At 65.0% G+C, this 19,461-nt stretch carries 21 protein-coding genes; 11 read left to right on the forward strand and 10 right to left on the reverse strand.

Going from position 1 to position 19,461, the window contains the following annotated elements; all coding sequences use genetic code 11:
• Positions 1–22 precede the first annotated feature (22 nt).
• Genes sctT through PAN31108_RS01805 form a run of 8 tightly spaced genes read right to left on the reverse strand, consistent with a single transcriptional unit; the run spans position 23 to position 6,173 of the window.
• A complete protein-coding gene (gene sctT, locus PAN31108_RS01770) occupies positions 23–907 on the reverse strand; it encodes a type III secretion system export apparatus subunit SctT (RefSeq protein WP_150667177.1) in 885 nt (294 codons plus the stop codon).
• A gap of 48 nt (positions 908–955) precedes the next feature.
• On the reverse strand, positions 956–1,471 hold the full coding sequence (locus PAN31108_RS01775) for a hypothetical protein (protein WP_150667178.1): 516 nt from the start codon (positions 1,469–1,471) through the stop codon (positions 956–958).
• A 3-nt stretch (positions 1,472–1,474) separates the two neighbouring features.
• Positions 1,475–2,818 carry a type III secretion system ATPase SctN gene (sctN, locus tag PAN31108_RS01780; RefSeq protein ID WP_150667179.1) on the reverse strand — a complete coding sequence of 448 codons (1,344 nt, stop codon included), beginning with the start codon at positions 2,816–2,818 and terminating at the stop codon, positions 1,475–1,477.
• Complete coding sequence (sctL, locus tag PAN31108_RS01785) at positions 2,815–3,732, reverse strand: type III secretion system stator protein SctL (protein WP_150667180.1); 918 nt, start codon at positions 3,730–3,732, stop codon at positions 2,815–2,817. The genes sctN and sctL overlap by 4 nt, the downstream gene beginning before the upstream one ends.
• Positions 3,729–4,376 carry a type III secretion protein HrpB4 gene (locus tag PAN31108_RS01790; protein ID WP_174994797.1) on the reverse strand — a complete coding sequence of 216 codons (648 nt, stop codon included), beginning with the start codon at positions 4,374–4,376 and terminating at the stop codon, positions 3,729–3,731. The genes sctL and PAN31108_RS01790 overlap by 4 nt, the downstream gene beginning before the upstream one ends.
• A gap of 11 nt (positions 4,377–4,387) precedes the next feature.
• Positions 4,388–5,194 carry a type III secretion system inner membrane ring lipoprotein SctJ gene (gene sctJ, locus PAN31108_RS01795; protein ID WP_246183721.1) on the reverse strand — a complete coding sequence of 269 codons (807 nt, stop codon included), beginning with the start codon at positions 5,192–5,194 and terminating at the stop codon, positions 4,388–4,390.
• A gap of 31 nt (positions 5,195–5,225) precedes the next feature.
• Positions 5,226–5,693 carry a hypothetical protein gene (locus PAN31108_RS01800; protein ID WP_150667183.1) on the reverse strand — a complete coding sequence of 156 codons (468 nt, stop codon included), beginning with the start codon at positions 5,691–5,693 and terminating at the stop codon, positions 5,226–5,228.
• A gap of 21 nt (positions 5,694–5,714) precedes the next feature.
• Positions 5,715–6,173, reverse strand: coding sequence for an HrpB1 family type III secretion system apparatus protein (locus tag PAN31108_RS01805; RefSeq protein ID WP_174994798.1), 459 nt, complete (start codon positions 6,171–6,173; stop codon positions 5,715–5,717).
• Between the two features lie 188 nt (positions 6,174–6,361).
• Between PAN31108_RS01805 and sctU the strand changes: the two genes are divergently transcribed.
• The 11 genes from sctU (at position 6,362) to PAN31108_RS01860 (ending at position 15,900) form a co-directional block, all read left to right on the forward strand.
• Complete coding sequence (gene sctU, locus PAN31108_RS01810; RefSeq protein ID WP_246183722.1) at positions 6,362–7,489, forward strand: type III secretion system export apparatus subunit SctU; 1,128 nt, start codon at positions 6,362–6,364, stop codon at positions 7,487–7,489.
• A gap of 13 nt (positions 7,490–7,502) precedes the next feature.
• Positions 7,503–9,425, forward strand: coding sequence for an FHIPEP family type III secretion protein (locus PAN31108_RS01815; RefSeq protein ID WP_150667185.1), 1,923 nt, complete (start codon positions 7,503–7,505; stop codon positions 9,423–9,425).
• Between the two features lie 50 nt (positions 9,426–9,475).
• Entirely contained in the window at positions 9,476–10,444 is a 969-nt protein-coding gene (locus PAN31108_RS01820) for a type III secretion HpaP family protein (RefSeq protein WP_150667186.1), read from the forward strand.
• Entirely contained in the window at positions 10,441–11,637 is a 1,197-nt protein-coding gene (gene sctQ, locus PAN31108_RS01825) for a type III secretion system cytoplasmic ring protein SctQ (protein ID WP_150667187.1), read from the forward strand. The genes PAN31108_RS01820 and sctQ overlap by 4 nt, the downstream gene beginning before the upstream one ends.
• Positions 11,634–12,278 carry a type III secretion system export apparatus subunit SctR gene (sctR, locus tag PAN31108_RS01830; RefSeq protein ID WP_150667188.1) on the forward strand — a complete coding sequence of 215 codons (645 nt, stop codon included), beginning with the start codon at positions 11,634–11,636 and terminating at the stop codon, positions 12,276–12,278. The genes sctQ and sctR overlap by 4 nt, the downstream gene beginning before the upstream one ends.
• 4 nt (positions 12,279–12,282) lie before the next feature.
• On the forward strand, positions 12,283–12,543 hold the full coding sequence (sctS, locus tag PAN31108_RS01835; protein ID WP_150667189.1) for a type III secretion system export apparatus subunit SctS: 261 nt from the start codon (positions 12,283–12,285) through the stop codon (positions 12,541–12,543).
• The gene (locus PAN31108_RS01840; RefSeq protein WP_150667190.1) at positions 12,540–13,601 is read left to right on the forward strand and encodes a hypothetical protein; all 1,062 of its coding nucleotides are present in this window, start codon (positions 12,540–12,542) and stop codon (positions 13,599–13,601) included. Before sctS ends, PAN31108_RS01840 begins: the two co-directional genes overlap by 4 nt.
• 95 nt (positions 13,602–13,696) lie before the next feature.
• Positions 13,697–14,590 carry a hypothetical protein gene (locus PAN31108_RS01845; protein WP_150667191.1) on the forward strand — a complete coding sequence of 298 codons (894 nt, stop codon included), beginning with the start codon at positions 13,697–13,699 and terminating at the stop codon, positions 14,588–14,590.
• Between the two features lie 103 nt (positions 14,591–14,693).
• Positions 14,694–14,933 (forward strand): hypothetical protein, encoded by a 240-nt coding sequence (locus tag PAN31108_RS01850; RefSeq protein WP_150667192.1) that lies wholly within the window; start codon positions 14,694–14,696, stop codon positions 14,931–14,933.
• Positions 14,934–15,049: 116 nt separating this feature from the next.
• Entirely contained in the window at positions 15,050–15,256 is a 207-nt protein-coding gene (locus PAN31108_RS01855) for a hypothetical protein (protein WP_246183723.1), read from the forward strand.
• A gap of 188 nt (positions 15,257–15,444) precedes the next feature.
• Positions 15,445–15,900, forward strand: a complete 456-nt coding sequence (locus PAN31108_RS01860; protein WP_150667193.1) for a CesT family type III secretion system chaperone — start codon at positions 15,445–15,447, stop codon at positions 15,898–15,900.
• 71 nt (positions 15,901–15,971) lie between these two features.
• Here PAN31108_RS01860 and PAN31108_RS01865 read toward each other — a convergent pair whose 3' ends face one another.
• Complete coding sequence (locus PAN31108_RS01865; RefSeq protein ID WP_150667194.1) at positions 15,972–16,670, reverse strand: response regulator transcription factor; 699 nt, start codon at positions 16,668–16,670, stop codon at positions 15,972–15,974.
• A 397-nt stretch (positions 16,671–17,067) separates the two neighbouring features.
• Positions 17,068–19,404, reverse strand: a complete 2,337-nt coding sequence (locus PAN31108_RS01870; protein WP_174994799.1) for an HrpF/NolX family T3SS translocon protein — start codon at positions 19,402–19,404, stop codon at positions 17,068–17,070.
• Positions 19,405–19,461: the final 57 nt, after the last annotated feature.

Below are 19,461 nucleotides of genomic sequence, written 5' to 3' on the forward strand. Positions count from 1 at the left end.
TGCGGCGGCCACGCAGACGCAGTCAATGCGTCGCCTGCGCCGCCACTGCGCCACTGCCCTCGGCGCCTGCGCCGCCCGTGCCTGCCGCCCCGACCGGCGTCGACAGGTTCTGCATCAATTCGGAGAACCCGTGCAGGTGCAATGCGTCACGCACCTGATCCGCCACCGCGAGCGTCATGGTCGCCAGCATCAATACACCGATGAAGCCTCGCACGGGCTGACTGAGCGAGGACGGCTCCAGCTTCCCGGCCGCGCGCGCGACGATTCCGAGCCCGACGTCCACCAGCACCAGCGCAAGCATGATCGGCGTGGCCAGACGCACCGCCGTATCCGTCACGCCGCCGCCCGTCGTAATCGCCAGCTCGATCGCCCGCGTCTGAAAATCCGGCAATGTGGACGCGAGGGGCCACCAGCGGAACGAGGCAAACACGACACCGAGGACAACGGGCATGCCGCCCGCCACGTAGAAGAGCGTGCTGGCGAGTTGCAGCAACAGATTCGACACCGGCGTGCTTTGATCGCCCAGCTGTGGGTTGGTCATCTGCACGTTGTTGAAGCCGGTGAGGTCGTCGATGATCACGCCCGCGCTCTGCGCAATCCAGAAGATCGACGCACTCGCGTAACCGATCAGCAAGCCGATCAGGCTTTCCTTGAGCGTGAGCAGCAAGAGCATGCCGGCGGGCAGGCTGTCGAAGTCTTCGGGCGACTGCCCCGCCGCAATGAAACCCGTCAGCAAATAGACCATCCCCGCACGCGCCAGTCCGGGAATGGCCTGTGAGCCGGTTGGCGGCAGCACGAGAAAGAGCACGAGAATGCGGATGCTCGACAACGCGATCATGAACAGCAAGCCCTCCACATTCGAATGGAGCGTTTGGAGCGCGGTGAAGAAGGACGTCAGATCGAGCATGGCGTGCGAAGTGGGGGGCGCGAGCGTGGCGTGGGCGCCGAAAAACGGTCAGGCGCGCGACGCGCGCGCGCGTTGGCGGGCGCGATAGATGCGAGCGGCGGCCACTTCGCCGCTCTCGTCGTCCATCGCCATTTCTGCGGCGAGCGCGGCTTCGCGCACCATGGCATTGCGTGCGTCGATACAGGCGTCGCGCGAGGCTTCGGCGCGCCTGAGCCCTTGCTGCGCCGTCGTCACCCCGGATTGCGCCGACGCTACGCGGTCCTGCGCATGCGAGCATTGCTGCGCCGCCTGTTCGAGCACCGCGACCTGGTCCTTGAGCAGCAGGTCGTGACGCAGCCAGTCTTCGGGCGAGAACACGGGATTGTCGCGGATCGAGGCTGCCCACACGGCCCGGGTGTTCTCCAGCGTGGCTTCGGCGGCGTCGCGTTGGGCGTCGGCCGCTGCGGCCGCTTCCTGCGCATTCGCCAAGACGGCGGACGCCTCGGCAACCGCCGCCTGTGCACGCTCGCAGTGACGCGTCTTGACCCGAACGACCGTCGACCAGGCGCGCAGGCTGGCGGCCATGGCTTACTCCCCGTACGCGTATTGCGCGACGGTCGCGAGCGTCTCCTCGAACGGCGCGAGATCGTCGACACGCTGTCCCAGAAACGCTTCGAGCGCATCGTGATGCGCAAGCGCTTCGTCGCTGAGCGGATCGGCGCCGGAAGCGTACTCACCGACCTGCAACAGCGTTTCGATCTCGTTGTACCGCGCGAGCAGCTTGCGCATGTGCCCGGCCCCGGTCTGATGATCGGGGTGCGCCACCAGCGACATCACGCGGCTCAGGCTGTTGAGGATGTCGATGGCCGGATAGCGGTTGCGCGCCGCAATGTCGCGAGACAGAATCAGGTGGCCGTCGAGAATACCCCGGACTTCTTCCGTCACCGGATCGCTGCCGGACTCGTCTTCGGCCAGCACCGTATAGAGCGCGGTGATCGAGCCGGTACTGCCCATGCCGGCGCGTTCGAGCAGACGCGGCAATTCGGCGAAGATCGATGGCGGATAGCCACGACGCGTCGGCGGCTCCCCTGCCGCGAGCCCGATTTCACGCTGCGCGCGGGCAAAGCGCGTGAGTGAATCCATCATCATCAGCACACGCAGTCCCCGGTCGCGGAAGTATTCGGCGACGGCCGTGCCCACGTAAGCGGCCTTCGCGCGCTCGATGGACGAGCGGTCCGACGTCGCACAAACGACCACCGAGCGACGCATGCCTTCCGGGCCGAGCGTCAGCTCGATGAATTCGCGCACTTCGCGGCCGCGCTCCCCGATCAGCACGATCACGCTGATGTCGGCGTCAGTGCCGCGCGCGAGCATGCCCAGCAACGTACTCTTGCCGACACCGGCCGGTGCGAAAATGCCGACGCGCTGACCTTCGCCGAACGTCGTCAGACCGTCGATGGCGCGTACGCCGGTCGCGATGGGCGTATCGATCATGCGCCGGTGCATCGGGTCCGGCGCGTTGGCGTGAATGGAGATGGATTCCGTCACGCGCAAGGGACCGAGCCCGTCGATAGGCTCGCCCAGTCCGTCGATCACGCGGCCCAGCAACGCGTCACCCACCCCGACCGAGAGCGGCTTGCCGGTGCCGGCGACGCGCGTCTCGCGCGACAGGCCGATCATGTTGCCGAACGGCGCGAGCAGCAGCCGGTCGCGGCTGAAACCCACGACCTCCGCCCGCTGGCGCACGGTACCGTCCTTGTCCAGCAGTGTGCAGAGTTCCCCGAGACAGGCGTCGAGGCCCGTGACCTGAATCAGCGTGCCCGCGACCTCCGCGATCTTGCCGAAGCGCCTGCCGAACGGCAATGCGTCGACCGCATCGCCGAACCAGCGGTCGATGGGCGGGGCGTCGGGAAAAGTGCGCGTTTCGGTCATGCGTGGTCATGCGCCGCCAGGGCATCCTCGTCAAAATCGGCAAACTCGACAACCTCGGGAATCTCGACCGCCGCCACGCCTGCGGCAAACCCAGTGGCCTCAGCGACCTCCGCACGGTCGGTGTGCCAGGCCGGATCGACCGCGAGGTCGGCGGAGTCGTCGGAGTCGTCGGAGTCGTCGGAGTCGTCGGAGTCGGCAGGCTCGGCAGACGCAGTGGACTCGGCGGGGTGGGACAGCGTCATGCGCTCGACCGCATATCCGAGCGCTTGCCGCAACGCGTCCAGCTGGATCGACAGGCTGGCGTCGAGAATGCCGTCGTCCCATTCGCACCGGCAGTCGCCCGGTTGCGCGGCGTCGTCGGGCATGACATCGAAACCGCCGCGCCAATCCGTCGCGGCCGCCATCTCGTCGAGTGCGCTGCGCGCCATGTCGACGTCATCCGGATGCACGCGCAATACCAGATGCGTATGCTCGTCGATCATGCGATGCAGGGTCGCCAGTACCGTGCGCATACGTACTTCGCGCCCGGCGTCGCCGACCATCTGTTCGACGGCGCGGCACACCACGCCGGCCAGACGTTCGCCCATTTGCTGCATCGCCGCCTGACGATCTTCGACACGCGCATGCATCGATGCATGCGCCGCCTCGATACCCTGTGCGAAGCCCGCTTCGTATCCGCCCGCCTCGGCCTGCGCGAAGCGCTCGCGAGCTGCTTCGTCGATCTGCTCGGCGGCAGCCCGGGCGCTCGCAACGAGTGCGTCAGCCTCCTGACGGGCTTGTGCAAGCAGGGCCTGCGCCTGCGCGAGCGCCGAATCGAGATCCACCACGCGCGCAATCTGCTCCCGACGCAACACGCGCTGACGCAGCCCGATGCGCGGCGCGTCGTGAGACGAAGGATTGAGCCAGACGATCATACGAATTCAGGCAGAAGTGAAGGCAGGTCTACAAAAAAACGCGTGGTCTCGCGCGCAAGTTCCGCGTGACCGGGCATCTCGTGGACGGGCACCCCATCGAACCGGGCAAGACGCAACGACAGCAATGGCATCAACGACGGATCGTCGATGCCACCCGGGTGGCGCAGGCGCGATAAGCCGTCGGCGACCAGCGTTTGCGACGTCACGTCGGCAGGCCAGTCCGGCTCGCTGACGCCATGCACGGGCGCGACAGCGAGCAGACGCGTGAACGCCTCTCGGCCCACCGCGGCACGCAACGTCAACAGCCGCTCCCGATCGACGCAACGCCGCACCAGCGCGCCTCGCGCATACAGCGCGCGCATCGCCAACACGCGCAAGAGCAGCGGTTCGTCGCACACGGCCAGCCGGGCGGCGGGCGACAGGAACGTTGCCGGAGACACGCTCGTCAGCGCAGCGACACTGCGCCATGCGCCGGGTCCCGGCGGCACGGGCCGTGTCGGCGACGACAGGCGGGATGTGACATCCTGGGCAACACCGCGCAAACATTGCTCGAAACGTCTCAGCGCGTCCAGCAGCACCTCGATGGGGACGTCTGCCGCCGACATCGCGCTCATCGTGTTCATCGACCCCGTTGGCGCTGACATACGCTGCCCGCTCATGACTGCGTGGACGCGCCGGGCGCTGCCGTGGCGCCGTCGATATCCTCCGGCGCGGCCGTGTCATCGTTTCCGGCACGCTTCGCGCCGAACTTTGCCCCCAACAAACCGGCGATCCGCTTGCGCATCACGAACCCCGCCACGCCGAGCCCTGCCAGCACCACACCCGCAAGCGCCGCGAGCGCCCACGCGGGCAGCCCGCCGCTCTCGCGACGACGCATATTGCCCGCATTTGCCTGGGCTGCCGGCACGAATGTCACGCTGACGTTTTCGTACGTCAGGCCTTCGACGCTATGCATCACCAGATTCTTGATGTTGGGCGTGAGCGAGGCGACGTCGGTATTCGGCCGATAAGTAATGAAGACGGCCGCAGACGACGGCTTGACGACAGACGACAGCGGATCGTTGTTCGGCAGCACGATCTGGACACTCGCGTACGACACACCGTCGATACGCGAGAGCATTGCCGACAACTGCTGCGACACGCCGTAAATGAAACGCACGCGTTCTTCCGTGGGCGTGGAAATCAGCCCGTCCTTCTTGAACATTTCGCCGAGGTTGGCGTACTTGTCGTGCGGCAATCCGTGCGCGTGCAGCACCTGAACGGCAGCCGCGAAATCGTCTTCCGCCACGCTCACGGTCCACGACTTGCCGTTGTCCGGCGACTGCTTGTCCGAACGAATGCCCTGCTCATACAACACGGTGAGCATGTCGTCGGCGTCGCTCTCGCTCAACTGCGAATACAACTGCTTGTTGCATCCCGCGAGCAGCAACACCAGCGCTAACGCCAGAACTTTCCACTTCACGCACCCACGGGGCGCCACGGCTCGCGTCATGTCACTGGTTCTTCATCAGGTTCTGCACGGCGCCTTTCCCGCCCTGCGCGAAGCCCACACCCAACTCGATGCGGGCCATCGTCTCCGCCATTTCGAATTGCAGACGGACCATATTCGCCGTCAGTTCCCGCGTGTCCATCTCGCCGGCTTCTGCCTGAAAGTGCGCGACGTCGGCCGAGACACGGTTGACTGCATCGTCCTGACTGGCCACCATCTGCGCCGCGATGGACGTGTGCGCGCCGCCCACGTTGCTCGGACGCTCAAGCGAGGCATTCGCCATCGACTGACGAAAACGCGCCTCGGCGTCGACGGACGCCGGGGGCGGCATCGACGCCGCCGGGCCCTGGGCTCCGGCAGGCATTGTGCCCGGCACCGCCCCCAGCCCCGCGCCGGGGCCGACTGCCGTCACGGCGCTTTGGGCGGCCAATGCGGTCACGGGCGGCACCGGCTTCACAGACATGATGGCCATGAACTCCCTCGCTCGGCGCGATCAGGCGCGCATGAAATGCATGGTGGCGAACGGCGAAATGTCGCCGGTGGTGGTCGCCGACGGCTCGGCTTCCTTGCGCTTGCCCATGAGCAGGCTCACGAGATTGACCGATTCCGTATCTTCGTTGCGAGCAAGCACTTCGTTGGCGTAAATACGCCACGAAGGATCGCGCAACGAGAAAAGGCAGATCGCGGTGAGCGCGCTCACATAGGCGCCATACGGCGAGCGAAGCTGCTGATTCTCCAGCTCGCGCAACAGTTGCGTCGCCTCGGTGTACTTCTTGCGGCCCATCAGCAGCCAGACGTCGTACACGTGCAGCTCGCGAAAGCGCGGGCGCATCACGTGCAGCGCTGCGAGCAGACGTTCGGCCTCGTTCAGATATTCCTTGTTAACGCTCGTCACGAGCAGTTCGATGAGACCGGATACCAGGTTGTCCGGACAGGACGTCAGTTCGAGCACGCTCGCCTCCGTGGGTGGTAGATACCACGCCGACGCTACACGCACACCGTGCACGCCGGCCTTATGTCACCCACGATAGCCGCGCCACCCGTCATGCGATGGGGCCTAATGCGAACAATCGTCGCCCGGTGCGAATCCCCATGGCCGCTCGCATGCGCCTTCACATTTGCCTCAGCGGACGTTTCGCGATGCGCATCGCGACTTCGCATTGCGTTTACGACGACCGCAGCGCATCGACCAACATCGCGCTCATGTCCGACGAAAAGACCGAAGAGCCCACAGAGAAAAAGCTAGAGCAGGCCAAAAAGGACGGGGAGTCGCCCAAGAGCACCGACCTTCCCGCGGCCCTGCTCTTTCTCGCGGGCGCCGCCGTGCTCGACTTCGCCCCCGGTTTCCAGGGCGATCACTTGCGTCAAATGTTCCTGATCGCGTTCGACGTCGGCCACCTCAGTTCACAGGGCTACGACATTTTCGACGCCATGCGCGTCATCGGCATTCAGGCCGCATGGGTCCTGCTGCCCATGCTCGCCCTCGCCTTTCTGGTGCCGATCATCGGTTTGGTCGCCCAGATCGGCGTGAACGTCACTTTCAAGCCGCTCACGCCGAAGTTCGACGCCATCAACCCCGGCGCCGGCCTCAAGCGCATGTTCTCGCTGCGCTCGTTCATCGACCTGATCAAGATGACGATCAAAGCCGTGGTGCTCGTGGCCGTGCTCTACAAGGTGACGTGGCTGCTGATGCCGGCTGCGGCGGGTCTGGTGTACCAATCGACGTTCGCCGCTGCAAGCATCGCCTGGACGCTGCTGTGTCGCTTCATGGCTGTGGGCGGCTTCATCACACTGCTGCTCGGTGTGGCCGACTACGGCATCCAGCGCTGGCTGTTCATTCGCGATCACCGCATGACCAAAGACGAAATCAAGCGCGAGAGCAAGGAATCCGAAGGCGATCCGGAGATCAAGCACAAGCGCAAGGCCTTTGCCAAGGAATTGCTCGAGGAACCGCCGAAGGCTCCGCTCTCGCAAGCGAACGCGCTCGTCGTAAATCCGACGCATTACGCCGTGGCGATTCGCTATGCGCCCGAGGAGCACGGGCTGCCGCGCGTGATCGCCAAAGGACTCGACGACGAAGCGCTGCGCATGCGCGCCCATGCCGAAGCCATCGGGGTGCCGATCGTGCCTGCGCCGCCCCTGGCGCGCGCGCTCTACGAAGTTCCGCTCGGAGACGCCGTGCCCGACCCGCTGTTCGACGCCGTTGCCGAAGTGCTGATCTGGGTCAGCCAGTTGCCACAGTCCGGTGGTTCCGGTCTGCCCGCCTGAGGTTCAAGCCGCCATGAAAGCCAACGTCCATCGCTATTCCGGCGAAGTCGCCATCGCCGCCCTCATCGTGGCAGTGGTCGCCCTCATGATCCTGCCGTTGCCCACGCTGCTCATCGACATGCTGCTGTCGGTGAACATTACGCTCAGCGTGGTGCTTCTCACGGCGACCATGTATGTCCCCAGCGCGACCTCGCTGTCCTCGTTCCCATCGCTGCTGCTGTTCACGACACTGCTGCGACTGTCGCTGAACATTGCCTCGACCAAGTCGATTCTGCTTCACGCCGATGCGGGACACATCATCGAGAGCTTCGGCGAACTGGTCGTCGGCGGCAACCTCGTGGTTGGCCTGGTCGTGTTCCTGATCATCACGACGGTGCAGTTCATCGTGATCGCCAAAGGCTCGGAGCGTGTGGCCGAAGTCGGTGCGCGATTCACGCTCGACGCCATGCCGGGCAAGCAGATGAGTATCGACGCCGACGTGCGCGCCGGGAACCTCACCGGCGAAGAGGCGCGCAAACTCCGCGCGTTGCTCGCCGTCGAGAGTCAGTTGCACGGCGGCATGGACGGTGCGATGAAGTTCGTCAAGGGCGACGCCATTGCGGGGCTCGTCATCACCATGGTCAACATTGTGGCCGGCATCGTGATCGGTGTGACGTACCACGGCATGACCGCCGGCGAGGCGGCGTCGCGCTTTGCCGTGCTGTCCATCGGCGATGCGATGGTCTCGCAGATCCCGTCGCTGCTCATTTCCGTGGCCGCCGGCGTGATGATCACGCGTGTGGCCAACGATCACGAAAAGCCGCGCTCGCTGGGTATGGAAATCGCCGCGCAACTCTCGACGAGCCCGCGCGCCCTGTGGACAGCGTCGATCCTGCTGTGCGGCTTCGCGCTTGTGCCGGGCTTTCCGTCGACGATCTTCCTCGTGCTCGCCTCCGCCATCTTCATCGGCGGGCGTGCGGTGCGCGCTCACCTGCAACGCAATGCCCGCAGCGACGGTGAAGCGCTCACCTCGTTGCAACGCGAAGGCGCGAAAAAACTCGCGGGCAACATGCTGCGACATGCGCCGTCGTTCGCCGCACCGCTCGCCGTCAAGCTCTCCGTATCGCTCGCCACGCAGATCGACAGTACCGTGCTGAACGAAGCCTTCGAGAAAGGCCGTCGCGCCGTCACCGACGAACTCGGCCTGCCCTTCCCCGGCATCGTGTTCTGGGCCGATGAAAGCTTCGCGGAAGACGAGTTCGAAGTGCTCATTCACGATGTGCCTGTCGCGCGCGACGTCTGCGTCGCCACCTCCGCCGACTCGCGCGAGGTGCAGATCAGCAAGTGCGTGGTGACGATGCTGCGGCGCGAAGCGCGCCTGTTCATCGGCGTTCAGGAAACGCAATGGATCATGGAGCGCGCCACGCCCGACTATCCCAATCTGGTGACGGAAGTACAAAAGGCCGCACCGGTGCAGCGTATCGCAGAAGTGCTGCGCCGCCTGCTCGAAGAGCAGGTGCCCATCCGCGACATTCGCGCCATCATGGAAAGTCTGGTGGCATGGGGGCCGAAGGAAAAAGATCTGATCATGCTCACGGAGTACGTGCGCAGCGATCTGGGCCGGATGATCGCGCACCGCGCCGCGCAGGGGCAAGGCCGCCTGCCCGCTATCGTGCTCGATCAGGCGCTGGAGCAGACCATCCGGCAGGCCATCAAGCCCACGCCGGCCGGCAACTTCCTCACGCTCGAACCCCATCTCATCGAGGCGATCGTGCGACGCCTCGCCGAACTGGCGACCGATACGCCGCCCGAGAATCTGGCCGTGGTGACTGCGGCCGACATCCGTCGCTATTTCCGCCGCCTGATCGAAAAGCGCTTCCACTGGATGAACGTGTACTCGTTTCAGGAACTCAACGGCGAAGTCGACTTACGCATGATCGGCCAGTTGTCGATCTGAACGACGCACGAGACCGCCGGAACACCGGAACGCTCGGGAGACGACCCCTCATGAACCAACGGATACGACTTCAGGGCGCGATCCTCCATGCCCCCGCTCAGGACGAGCGCAACGCGTCCGAACTGCCCGCCGCCGATGTCGACACCGCCGAGCGGTTCCGGCAGTCGCTGGCGCGTCGCGGACTTGGACGACGCGACGCACAGACGCCCGACGACGCAGCCCGGGAGCAGGAGAATGCGGGCGAGTCGGTCTACGGCGCGGTCGGCGAGAAGACCGACGAGACGTTGAACGACGAAAAGCGCGCCGGCGAACATGACGGCGCGTCGTCCGGCCATCCTGCCGACGAGACACTGTCGTGGATACCGAGCGACGCACGCGAGCGCATGATGGCTTCTGCCGACGCCCCGCCCGGCACTGTGCACCCTCGGCCCCATCACCACCGCACGCCGACACGTCGCAGCGGCGCGTCCGGGGCATCGGCGCCATCGGGGGCATCGGCGTTGTCGGCGTCTCAGGACGCTGACGCCCATGACGAGGAGACAACGCGTGCGCTCATCGACGCGCCGCAGGGCCTGTTTCCGATGTCGGACCATCGGCAGCGCTTCGACGACCGGCCCGTACCGGAGCGCGTCGACGAGACGGCTGCGGGGGGGCAGGCCGGGCGCGCAGTGCAACGTGTCGCCGCACCGGCGCTGCATGCCATCGTCGACACGGTCGCGCAGGCGCTGGCGTCGCATCGCACGACATCCGCGCACACGATTGCGCAAAGCTCTGCCGCCGCGCCACGCGAAATCGTAGTGACGCTGGATCCTTCGGTCCTGCCGGATACGCGCCTGCAACTTCAACTTTCGGGCGGTGCCCTATCGCTTCGCTTCGAGACATCGCACCGCCAGTCGGTCGCACTACTCTCGGATCAGGCGACGGCGCTGGCACAGCGTGTTTTCCGTCGCACCGGCCGCGCCGTGACGGTCAGCCTTAACGGCGAAACACTCGCCGGCAGCCACCGATTCGCATCATGAACCCGACGCCGTCTCTGCACGATCGCCTCACGCCCGCACCGCTGCCGCTGCCGCTGCGGCGCTATCGCCCCGCGCTCGCCCGTGTGGCGCGCTGGCTGTTGCGCGACGCGACCTACGGCTTGCAGGTGCGCTACGGCGCGGCGTCGCTCACGACGGGCGCGCTTGCCCGCATCGTGCTCGCCAGTTCGGTAGGCCAGGCGCGGCTACGCCTTGACCTCTCGCGCGCACCGGCGTTGGCCGCCATCGTGCGCGATCCCGACCCGCTGCGCGCCCGCCTGCTCTTCAATCTCTATCTCGACGTCCACCTTGCCGCGCTTCGCCGATCCGGCATTGCCGGGCTTGCCGTGCGCGATTGCGAGTGGGACGACTCGCCGTTGACGGACGGTGCGTTGCCCTTCGCCACGCGAGACGGCGAAGTGACGGGCGCAATCGAGTCGGTCGACGATAGCTTCACCGATGCGCTCTGCGGCGTCGAACTCGCTCAAGCGCCGGTGCGCGCCGACCTTTCACACGCCATCGATGCACTACGTGTGCCCTGCCGGCTGTGCCTGTCACGCCAGAAAGTCGCGCTTTCCCTGCTCGCCTCGCTGCGTGCCGGCGACGTGCTGTTCGGCTGGCACGACCCGCTGCCGGTCGACACGCTGAGTCCTGCGCCCGTCGCCGTGTGGCTGCCCGATTCGAATCCCTCGGAAGGCAGCGGCTGGGTCGCGTACGCGACGCGCCTCGGCGCTTCCCTCACCTTAACGTCCCCCTTTGCCATGACCACCGATTTCAACGCCGACCTGCCGGACTGGAATGCCGCCGACGACATGTCCGGGGAATTCGACATGCACGAAGCGTCAGCCGCCCAGCGGGATCCCCTGCCCTATTCGGACGATAGCGATCGCGACATCGAGTCAGAAGCGATGCCGACTGCCGCGGCCGCGGCGGAAGATCGCCCTGAGAGCACCGTCGCTTCGGGCCATGCGCTCGCCGGCCTGGTCGTGCCGCTGCATCTCGAAATCGGCACGCTCGACCTGCCGCTCGCCGATATCGCCCGCATGCAACCGGGCTACTTGCTGGAACTGCCGAACGCCGCCGCCAATGCGCAAGTGCGCCTGAGCGTGCACGGACAGACCGTGGGCTACGGCGAACTCATCGCCATCGGCGAGCATCTCGGCGTGCAGATTACACAGATGGACTGTGAGGCATGAATACCAGTCTCAATTTCGCCTCGCTGCTTGTCACGCTCCTGGCGCTGGGGCTGCTGCCGTTCGTGGCGATGGTGGTGACGTCCTACACGAAGATCGTGATCGTGCTCGGTCTGCTACGCAACGCGCTCGGCGCGCAGCAGGTGCCCCCCTCGACCGTCACCAACGGCATCGCACTGATTCTGTCGTGCTTCATCATGGCGCCTATCGGCATGACGGCGTTCAAGGGCACGAACGATCTTGCGGCGGACGGCGGCACGAACGCCGTGCAGGTGTTCGACGCGGCACGCGAGCCGATGCGCCAGTTCCTGTCGAAGCACGCGAGCGAGCGCGACAAGGCGTTCTTCCTGCGCTCCGCCCACGAAATCTGGCCCGCCGCGCTCGCCGACAAGCTCGGTCAGGACGACCTGATCGTACTCGGCCCGGCGTTCATGACGAGCGAACTCACGGCGTCTTTCAAGATCGGTTTTCTGCTCTACCTGATGTTCATCGTCGTCGACCTGATCATCGCGAACGTGCTCATCGCGCTCGGCTTGTCACAGGTCACGCCCACGAACGTATCGATCCCCTTCAAGCTATTGCTCTTCGTCGTGCTCGACGGCTGGTCCGTGTTGTTGCATGGCCTGATCTCCACCTACAAGTGATGCGATGGATTACGAGAACATTGTCCAGCTGACGACGGGCGCACTGACCATCTGCCTGCTCGTCTCCCTGCCCCCGGTGCTCACTGCGGCCTTCGCCGGGCTGTTCATCTCGTTCATTCAGGCCGTGACGTCGCTGCAGGACGCGAGTATCTCGCAGGTCGCCAAGCTGATCGTCGTTACCGTGGTAATTCTGGCGACGGCATCGTGGGGGGCCTCGACGGTCGTGGCCTTCGCCAAATCCATTCTGAATGTGGTGTTCGCATGAAGGTGATCTCGAACCTGCCCGGCCTGCCGCCGATTTCCGTCACAACGCCTGACGATACGTCGGCGTCCGGCACGTCATCGCCCGCGACATCCGGCGCGCACCACCACCATCATCACCATCACGCCACCTCGACGAACAATACGTCGAGGCGGCGCGGACGCGGCGCGCACGATCCTGCCCATACGCCGGACGCGCACGAACTGCTCGAAGAACTGCATCAACTCGCCCAGCACCATCCGTCCACGCATCGCCGCAAGATGCAGCGGCGGGCGGCGGCAGCCGACACGGATCCGGAATCGCCGAAGGAGGCGGACTCGTCCGATGAGGTCGAAGCGCTGCGATGGGAGGCCCTCGAAGCGCAGGAGCAGGCGCTGGAGCGTCTCATCGTGCAGGTCAGCGCACGCGACAGCGGCAACGAACGCGACCAGAAGGATCGCGAGCGCGACAATCGTCGCGAAGCCTCGTTGCGAACGATGCGTCAGGCCACGGAACAATTGTCCGCGTCGTCGCAGGCGGCGACGAAATCTGCGGCACAGGCCGGACCCTCTGCACAGACGGCACGTGGCGCGCCGACCTTCGCCCGCACGCTCAAACTCAGCCCGAGCGAACTTGCCCGCATGACGCACGCGGCGAGCGTCGACACGTTCGTGCAGCCAGCGTCGCAAGAGGACATCAGCGCTTTCGCCGCGAAAGAACTCCTCGCGCTCGGCAACCGGTATCGCGCCGCTCGCCACACGTCGACGCCGGGCGAGGCGTTGATGGAGGCGACCCGCATCATCTCCCGGGCGCTCGCCATGCCTGTCGCAGAGGGCCCCGCCTCGCGGCGCTACGCCACATTGCGCGCGGTCAGGCATACGCTGGTCGAAGCGATCCGCCAGGTGCCGTCGGGCAACAAAGCGTCGGGACCCGATCATCAGGATTCCTTTCTGTTGCTGCTTCCCCTCATGATGCTCGGCCTTGCCGCGCCGGTGCGTGCATCGCAACGCGGCATTCGTCAGGCGCGTTTCCAGGCCTCGACGCGTGAGCGTCTTCCCGCTTCCGAAGGACTTCGCAAATGACCCAAAGAATTCGGATTCTTACCGGAATACACGCAGGGGCTCAGATAAATTTGTTTGCAAGCAGGACGGCAATCGGTTGCAGCGAGCAGGCAGACGTGCAGATCAGCGACTGGCCCGGCCCGGACGGTACGCTAACGTTGCCGGGCGACGGATCGATGTGGTTGACGCTGACGGCCGCGAACGGCTCGCCGCAGACGATCCCGCTACAAGAGAAAGTGCCGGTGCAGTTCGGCGACATCGTTTTCTGCCTCGGTGCCGATAACGACGTGTGGCCCGCAGACGCCGTATTGCTTCAGCAGCACTTCGCCAGCGTGCATGGCACGGCGGCGAGCGGCGGCGATGCTCCGATCAGCGAACCGTCGCCGCGGCAAAATGACGGACGTCGCGGGTGGCGCAATGTGTCGCTGGCCATGGCGGTGGTGGTATTGAGTGCAGGTGGTCTGACGTGGTTCGGCGTACGCGATGGGAGAGCCCTCGCCGCCCCCGAGGCCAGCGTGAGGCCGGTGTCGGCCGACGCCTCGCTCGATGCAGTGAAACAGGCTGTCGACGCGCTGTCGCTACACGATCTGAGCGTGCAGCGTCAGGGGCGGCGACTGGTGGTCAAGGGTGTAGTCCCGACGGCGGAACAGGCATCGTCGCTGAGTCATCGGCTCTCGAAGCTCGATGCGGAAGGTGTCGATATGCGGGTCATCGTGGCCGCGCAGGTCGCGGAAGATATCCGCGCACTGTTGGGTGAGAGCGGCGTGAGTGTGGCGTATGTCGGCAATGGACAGTTCCGCGTGACAGGCGCTGTGGTCGATATGAATCGCACGACGGCGCGGCTGGCGCAGGTGCAGAGAGATTATGCAGGTGCGATCGCCGGCATCGAAACGTCGCTGAGCGCGAGCGAAGTTCCGCTGCGGAACGTGAGCGCGATGCTCGACTCGGCCGGCGTGCAGTACGTCGAACAGACCGACGGGACAAAGCGTTTTTCGCTCAACGCACAGTAGCGGCGCAAGTCCGTGCGGCGTTGGCAAGACAAGCTGGTTTTTCGGCGCGGATAGCTGGCGGCGAAAACCGGAAAAGCAGTCCTCACGATTTAGGAGTACGAATATGTTTGAAGCGATTACGCCGGAAGTCGGCGCAGCCCTGGACAATATCAACGATATCGTGGCGGCGAACCCGCTCGACGCGCGCATCGAGAACAGTGTCGCGACGCTGCGCGAAGTGGCGCAGACGGTCACGCAGGCATCGGTGCGCTGCGCAGAGCCGCTTCAGCGCAACGAAGGCCATATGGTGGCCGACGGACTGATCGCTGCCGCGACCATCTGTAACAAGTTGCGCGGCATGTAAGGTTTTCGAGGGTGACGCGTGGCTTGCGCGTCATCGGTCAACGGAGTAGCACCCTACCGGCGGGTAAGCCGGCAATCTCACTATTGTTCGGTTCGAGTCGAAAGAGGAGTTTTACCATGAGCAAATTCAGCACTGGCATGAACATTGGCGCAGCAGCAGGCAACGCCGCATCGGCCGCCGGTAACGTCGGCATGGATACGGCAGGCACGATCGCCCAGATCAACGCCGCTGCCGAAGCCGAAAACCAGATCAACCTGGCCACCACGTACGCTCAGCTGCGTGAAGCGGGCCCCAAGAACATGAAGAGCCTGACGCAGGGCTAATCGGGGCGATATCCGGCTGCGCGGCCACAAGTTGCGCGCCAACGCCCCATCGCAGTGCTGTGCGGACGCCTCGGGCGTCCGCGCTTTCGTTGTAATGCCCGACTTTGCCGGCAACGGCTTTCGCCACCCACTCCAATGTCGTCATTTACGCCTGAATCCTGCGGGCGGACGACGCCTTCGCCGATCCGATGAGCCTGGAACGCCGCAACGAACTGCTCGCAGAACTCTGCACGCTGCTGGAGATTCCGGACGTGAACGGCATCGTTCAGGCCGGTCGCCTGAACGTCAACGAGTTCGAGGTAGCGGTGGACTTCTTCGAGCAGGATCCCGATGCGATCTATCTCGACTTCGAATACGGCATCGTGAGCGGCGGCCGGACGTTGCGCATCTATCGCCTCATGCTGGAGGCAAACCTCACGGTGTATGCGCAGGATCAGGCGCAGCTCGGCGTGAATCCCAGCACCGGCGGCATCATTCTGGTCGTGCGCGTGCCGCTCGGACATGACGTGAACGGCGGCTATCTCTGCGAACTGCTCGATCACTACGTCGAACATGGCCGATACTGGCAGGACAACATCCTTCAGTCATCGGACGACATGTTCGACCAGATCGCGAGTGGTGAGTATCAGTGGATTCGGGCGTGACCGCGCGCCCGTACCCCGCATGCGCACCGACATTGGCGTCCATTGCCCGGACCGGCGCGCTGGCGTCGGTATCAGTGCCTGACGTCGCGCGGCCCGTCGAGCCGGTAGCCGGACGCGTAAACCGCGCGCAACGCCACCGGTCCACCGCCCGAGAGCCCCAGCTTGCGACGCAACTGATTGATATGACGCGTGAGCGCACTCGGCTCGCGCGCGCTCGCCTCCTCGCCCCAGATCTTCTCGGAGATTCTCGGTCGGCTCAGGACCGCGCCGGGATGCGAGAAGAACAGCCACGCCATGGCGAACTCGTACGTGGTGAGGTGGATAAGGCATCCTTCACGCGTGCAACTGCACTTTGCCTTGTCGAAGCGGTAGCCACCGTATTCGATGACCGTCGATTCCAGCTCGTGCATGCGCCGGCGCGCCACGCAACGCTGCGCACGTGCCTGCAACTCGTCGAGCGACAGTGCGCCGGCGACGATATCGTCCACGCCGCTCGCAAGGGCGTCGCGCATCACCGTCGCGCTGAGGTATTGTCCGGTGACGAGAATCGGTAAGTCGTGGCGGGCATGGCAAGCGCGCCATGTGGCCAGGAAAGGGATGGCTTGCGCGTCGGTATCGGCGTCGATGACGACCAGATCGGCATTCGCACGCAAAGAAAGATAACGAATCAGCTCGATACGATCGTCGAAATCGACAACTCGACAATCGCACGAACCCTGTTCGAGCGCTGCGACGACAGCGCGCAGCGTCTTGCTCTGTGTCAGTAACACGATGACCACAATCACCCCCCAAGTCAAACTGCCCCGGCGAAAAAATTTGCTGGGTCTGCCGGGTCGTTCGCGCTCTCTTGCGGCGCTTATTCGGCAGTCAGCACGGGACGCCGCGCTTTGATCGCAGCGTGCCGACCTCGGGTGAAGTCTTGGGACGACGGGTATCGGTTCCAAATACGCGAGTCCGAAGGGTTGATTCGGACTCCTCTTTCGAGGCGGACCATCGCAGTCTGCCTGAGCTAACCGGAGAAATTCCAAATCTCACCGGCCTGTCATATTACGTCACATTACAAAGCCCCCACTTGGGGCGTATTGCCCGGCAGAGCGCCGGGCAATACCCCAAAAGGGGGATGCCGCCGATGGGGGGGCGGGCTCCGCGCCCGCCCCCCCACACCGGTCAGCTGTTCTGGTTCTGGCCGGTAATTGCGGCGTAGACCTGGTTCTCGACCTGTTCCTTAACGTTGTCCTTGACGGTGTCTTTCACGCCGTCCTTCAAGGCGTCGGTCACGGCACTGCGATCGACCGTGTGCCCCGCAAAGGTGAAGGCGCGGCCGGCGGTAGATTCCGCCCCCCGCGTGCCCGCCTCGACGGCGGCGCCGGCCCCGGCTTCGGCTGCGCGCGTGCCGGCGTTGACTGCCGTACTCGCCGCCTTCGCCCCCGCCTCGGCCGCTGCCGTCACCCCCGTTTCCACGCCCTTGACGATGCCCTTCATCACGGCCTTGCCCATCCCCGGCGCAATGAGACCGACCGCCGCCGAGCCCAGACCGATGGCCGCATCGCGTTCCGCCTTGAGAATGTCGGCCTTGCTGCCGCCACCTGCCGCCACGGCCGCCACGTTCAACTGACCGGAAACGGCTTCGGCCGCCATCGACGCCGCCGAGAACAGCGGGCCGATGCCCGGAATCTTGCCGAGGAAACTCAAGACCGTGGAGAAGACCTCAAGGATCTTCGAGAACGCATGCAGAATCTTCTGGCCGATGTTCTGAAGCGCGCCGCCCTTCTCCTTCTTGATGGCCGGCTGATCCATAGCGCCGGCCTGCATCGCAGCCACGGCAGCCTTGTCGGCTTCGGTGGTCGGCTTATGCGCAGGCGGAGTGGGCGGCGGCGTCTGCCCCCACGTCTTCGAATTCTTGACGAAGTTGCTCACGTCGCTTTTCGAGATATGCCCATCGTCGGCAGCGTGGCGGGCCGAGCCGTTGTTGCCGTGCGTGGCGTTGTCGAGCATGCCGAAGAGGGCCGGATCGTCCAGCATCTTCTGCGCGGCCTTGCGCACCGCGTCGCTCTGGCTCGAATCGTTGGCGATCGACTTGAGCTTGTCGCGCGTCAAGTCGCCCTTGCCGAAAAACGCGCTGCTATTGTTCTGGATCGTCTGGATCGTTTGCGTTTCGTCTGCCGTCAGATGCACGCCATGCGAAATGTTGTTCAGCAGATCGCCGCGCTTGATCGAGCCGCCCGTGCCGGCGATGGCCTGCCATTGCCCCGGATGGTCGAGGTAGTACTTGGCGGCGGCGATCACCTGCGGCGGCATCTTGCCTTCGCCGCCGGTGCCGTTGACGATGTCCTGCAACGTCTGCTGCGAGATGTTCTTCGGCAGATAGTCGGAGTACTTGAACAGTTCGTGCTGCGCATCGTCCGCGGTCATGTCGCGCGGCTGGGCATTGCCGCTCGTGTCGTCCGACGGAATGTAGTTGTGCGTGAACGTCTCGGCTTGCTGCTGCATGTACGCCTGCACTTCAGGGTGCTGCGAGATGAGCGCCTGCACGTCCTGTCCTGCGTAATGGCCGTCGCGCTTACCGGTCTTGCCGGCATCGAGTTTTTGCTGAAGGATCGGGTCCGAGGCGAACTGTTGCAGCGCCGCTTTCAGATCGGGCGGCGTGTTCGGGTCGTTGATCTTGTTGATCATGTCGCCCGTGCTGCCCTTGACGGCGTCCTCATGGCGCGCCAGCACAGCAAGCGTCTGAATCTCTTCGTCGGAGAGCGGTGTGTCGTGATCGGCGACCACATAGTCCGCGAAGTTGTTCTGGTGCGCGACGCCGCCCTTGCCCGCGATCTCTTTCGTGAAACGCTCGCCGCCGTCGGCCAGCATCGCTTTGGCGGCCTGCTTCACGTCGTCCGGGGCGCCTGCGCCGACACCGGTGCCGTTCGCAATGTCTTTCAGATCGGACACGCTCACGCCCTTGCCCTGCATGTTGGGGCTGGTGCTCATCCACGCATCGAGCGTACGTGCCGCCTTGCCGAACGATTTGTCATCGTCGTCATCGCCGGCGTCGCCATGCCCGTCGCTGGGCGGCGCCTTAATCGACGCGATCTTGGCCTGCGCGTAAGCAGGGTTGTAGAAGCCATCGGCCGTGAACATCGGAATCGGCTTGCCGTTTTCGTCCTTCACGGTGTCGTCGTCGCCGTCGGCATCCGACGCCCCCGACGCCCCGGTACCGCCCTCAGCCTCTTTGGATTCGGTCACTTTCGTGCGCGCAGCCGGCGTGGCGGCGCCTTTCGCGCCATTGGGCACGACCAGACCAATACCGAAGTGTTCGAGTTGCCCCGGCTTCGGCTGAAGGTTTTCCGCGCCTCCCGGGCCAGCATTGACCAGACGCGACTGCGGCAGACCTATCCGCCCCGCAGCACCGCCCAGCATCCCGGAGATTTCGGTCTCGAGGTCCTTGACGGCGTCCTGCGCTCCTTCGAGCGCCGACTCCAGTCCGGCCAGCGCCGGAGAACTTGTTCCTACACGCATGTTCATCGTTTTTCACCGTATCGTGACGTCACACCGATCTCGCCGGACCCGCAATAC

The sequence above is a fragment of the Pandoraea anhela genome (assembly GCF_902459655.1).
In the GTDB taxonomy this organism is placed as follows: Bacteria; Pseudomonadota; Gammaproteobacteria; order Burkholderiales; family Burkholderiaceae; genus Pandoraea; species Pandoraea anhela.

Coding starts and splice junctions, on each gene's coding strand:
- PAN31108_RS01775 (WP_150667178.1), bottom strand. CDS start 1,471: ATGGCCGCCAGCCTGCGCGCCTGGTCGACGGTCGTTCGGGTCAAGACG.
- PAN31108_RS01850 (WP_150667192.1), top strand. CDS start 14,694: ATGTTTGAAGCGATTACGCCGGAAGTCGGCGCAGCCCTGGACAATATC.
- PAN31108_RS01820 (WP_150667186.1), top strand. CDS start 9,476: ATGAACCAACGGATACGACTTCAGGGCGCGATCCTCCATGCCCCCGCT.
- PAN31108_RS01840 (WP_150667190.1), top strand. CDS start 12,540: ATGAAGGTGATCTCGAACCTGCCCGGCCTGCCGCCGATTTCCGTCACA.
- sctN (WP_150667179.1), bottom strand. CDS start 2,818: ATGACCGAAACGCGCACTTTTCCCGACGCCCCGCCCATCGACCGCTGG.
- sctU (WP_246183722.1), top strand. CDS start 6,362: ATGCGCATCGCGACTTCGCATTGCGTTTACGACGACCGCAGCGCATCG.
- PAN31108_RS01800 (WP_150667183.1), bottom strand. CDS start 5,693: ATGGCCATCATGTCTGTGAAGCCGGTGCCGCCCGTGACCGCATTGGCC.
- sctS (WP_150667189.1), top strand. CDS start 12,283: ATGGATTACGAGAACATTGTCCAGCTGACGACGGGCGCACTGACCATC.
- PAN31108_RS01790 (WP_174994797.1), bottom strand. CDS start 4,376: ATGTCAGCGCCAACGGGGTCGATGAACACGATGAGCGCGATGTCGGCG.
- sctR (WP_150667188.1), top strand. CDS start 11,634: ATGAATACCAGTCTCAATTTCGCCTCGCTGCTTGTCACGCTCCTGGCG.
- PAN31108_RS01860 (WP_150667193.1), top strand. CDS start 15,445: ATGAGCCTGGAACGCCGCAACGAACTGCTCGCAGAACTCTGCACGCTG.
- sctT (WP_150667177.1), bottom strand. CDS start 907: ATGCTCGATCTGACGTCCTTCTTCACCGCGCTCCAAACGCTCCATTCG.
- sctQ (WP_150667187.1), top strand. CDS start 10,441: ATGAACCCGACGCCGTCTCTGCACGATCGCCTCACGCCCGCACCGCTG.
- PAN31108_RS01855 (WP_246183723.1), top strand. CDS start 15,050: ATGAGCAAATTCAGCACTGGCATGAACATTGGCGCAGCAGCAGGCAAC.
- sctL (WP_150667180.1), bottom strand. CDS start 3,732: ATGATCGTCTGGCTCAATCCTTCGTCTCACGACGCGCCGCGCATCGGG.
- PAN31108_RS01870 (WP_174994799.1), bottom strand. CDS start 19,404: ATGCGTGTAGGAACAAGTTCTCCGGCGCTGGCCGGACTGGAGTCGGCG.
- PAN31108_RS01815 (WP_150667185.1), top strand. CDS start 7,503: ATGAAAGCCAACGTCCATCGCTATTCCGGCGAAGTCGCCATCGCCGCC.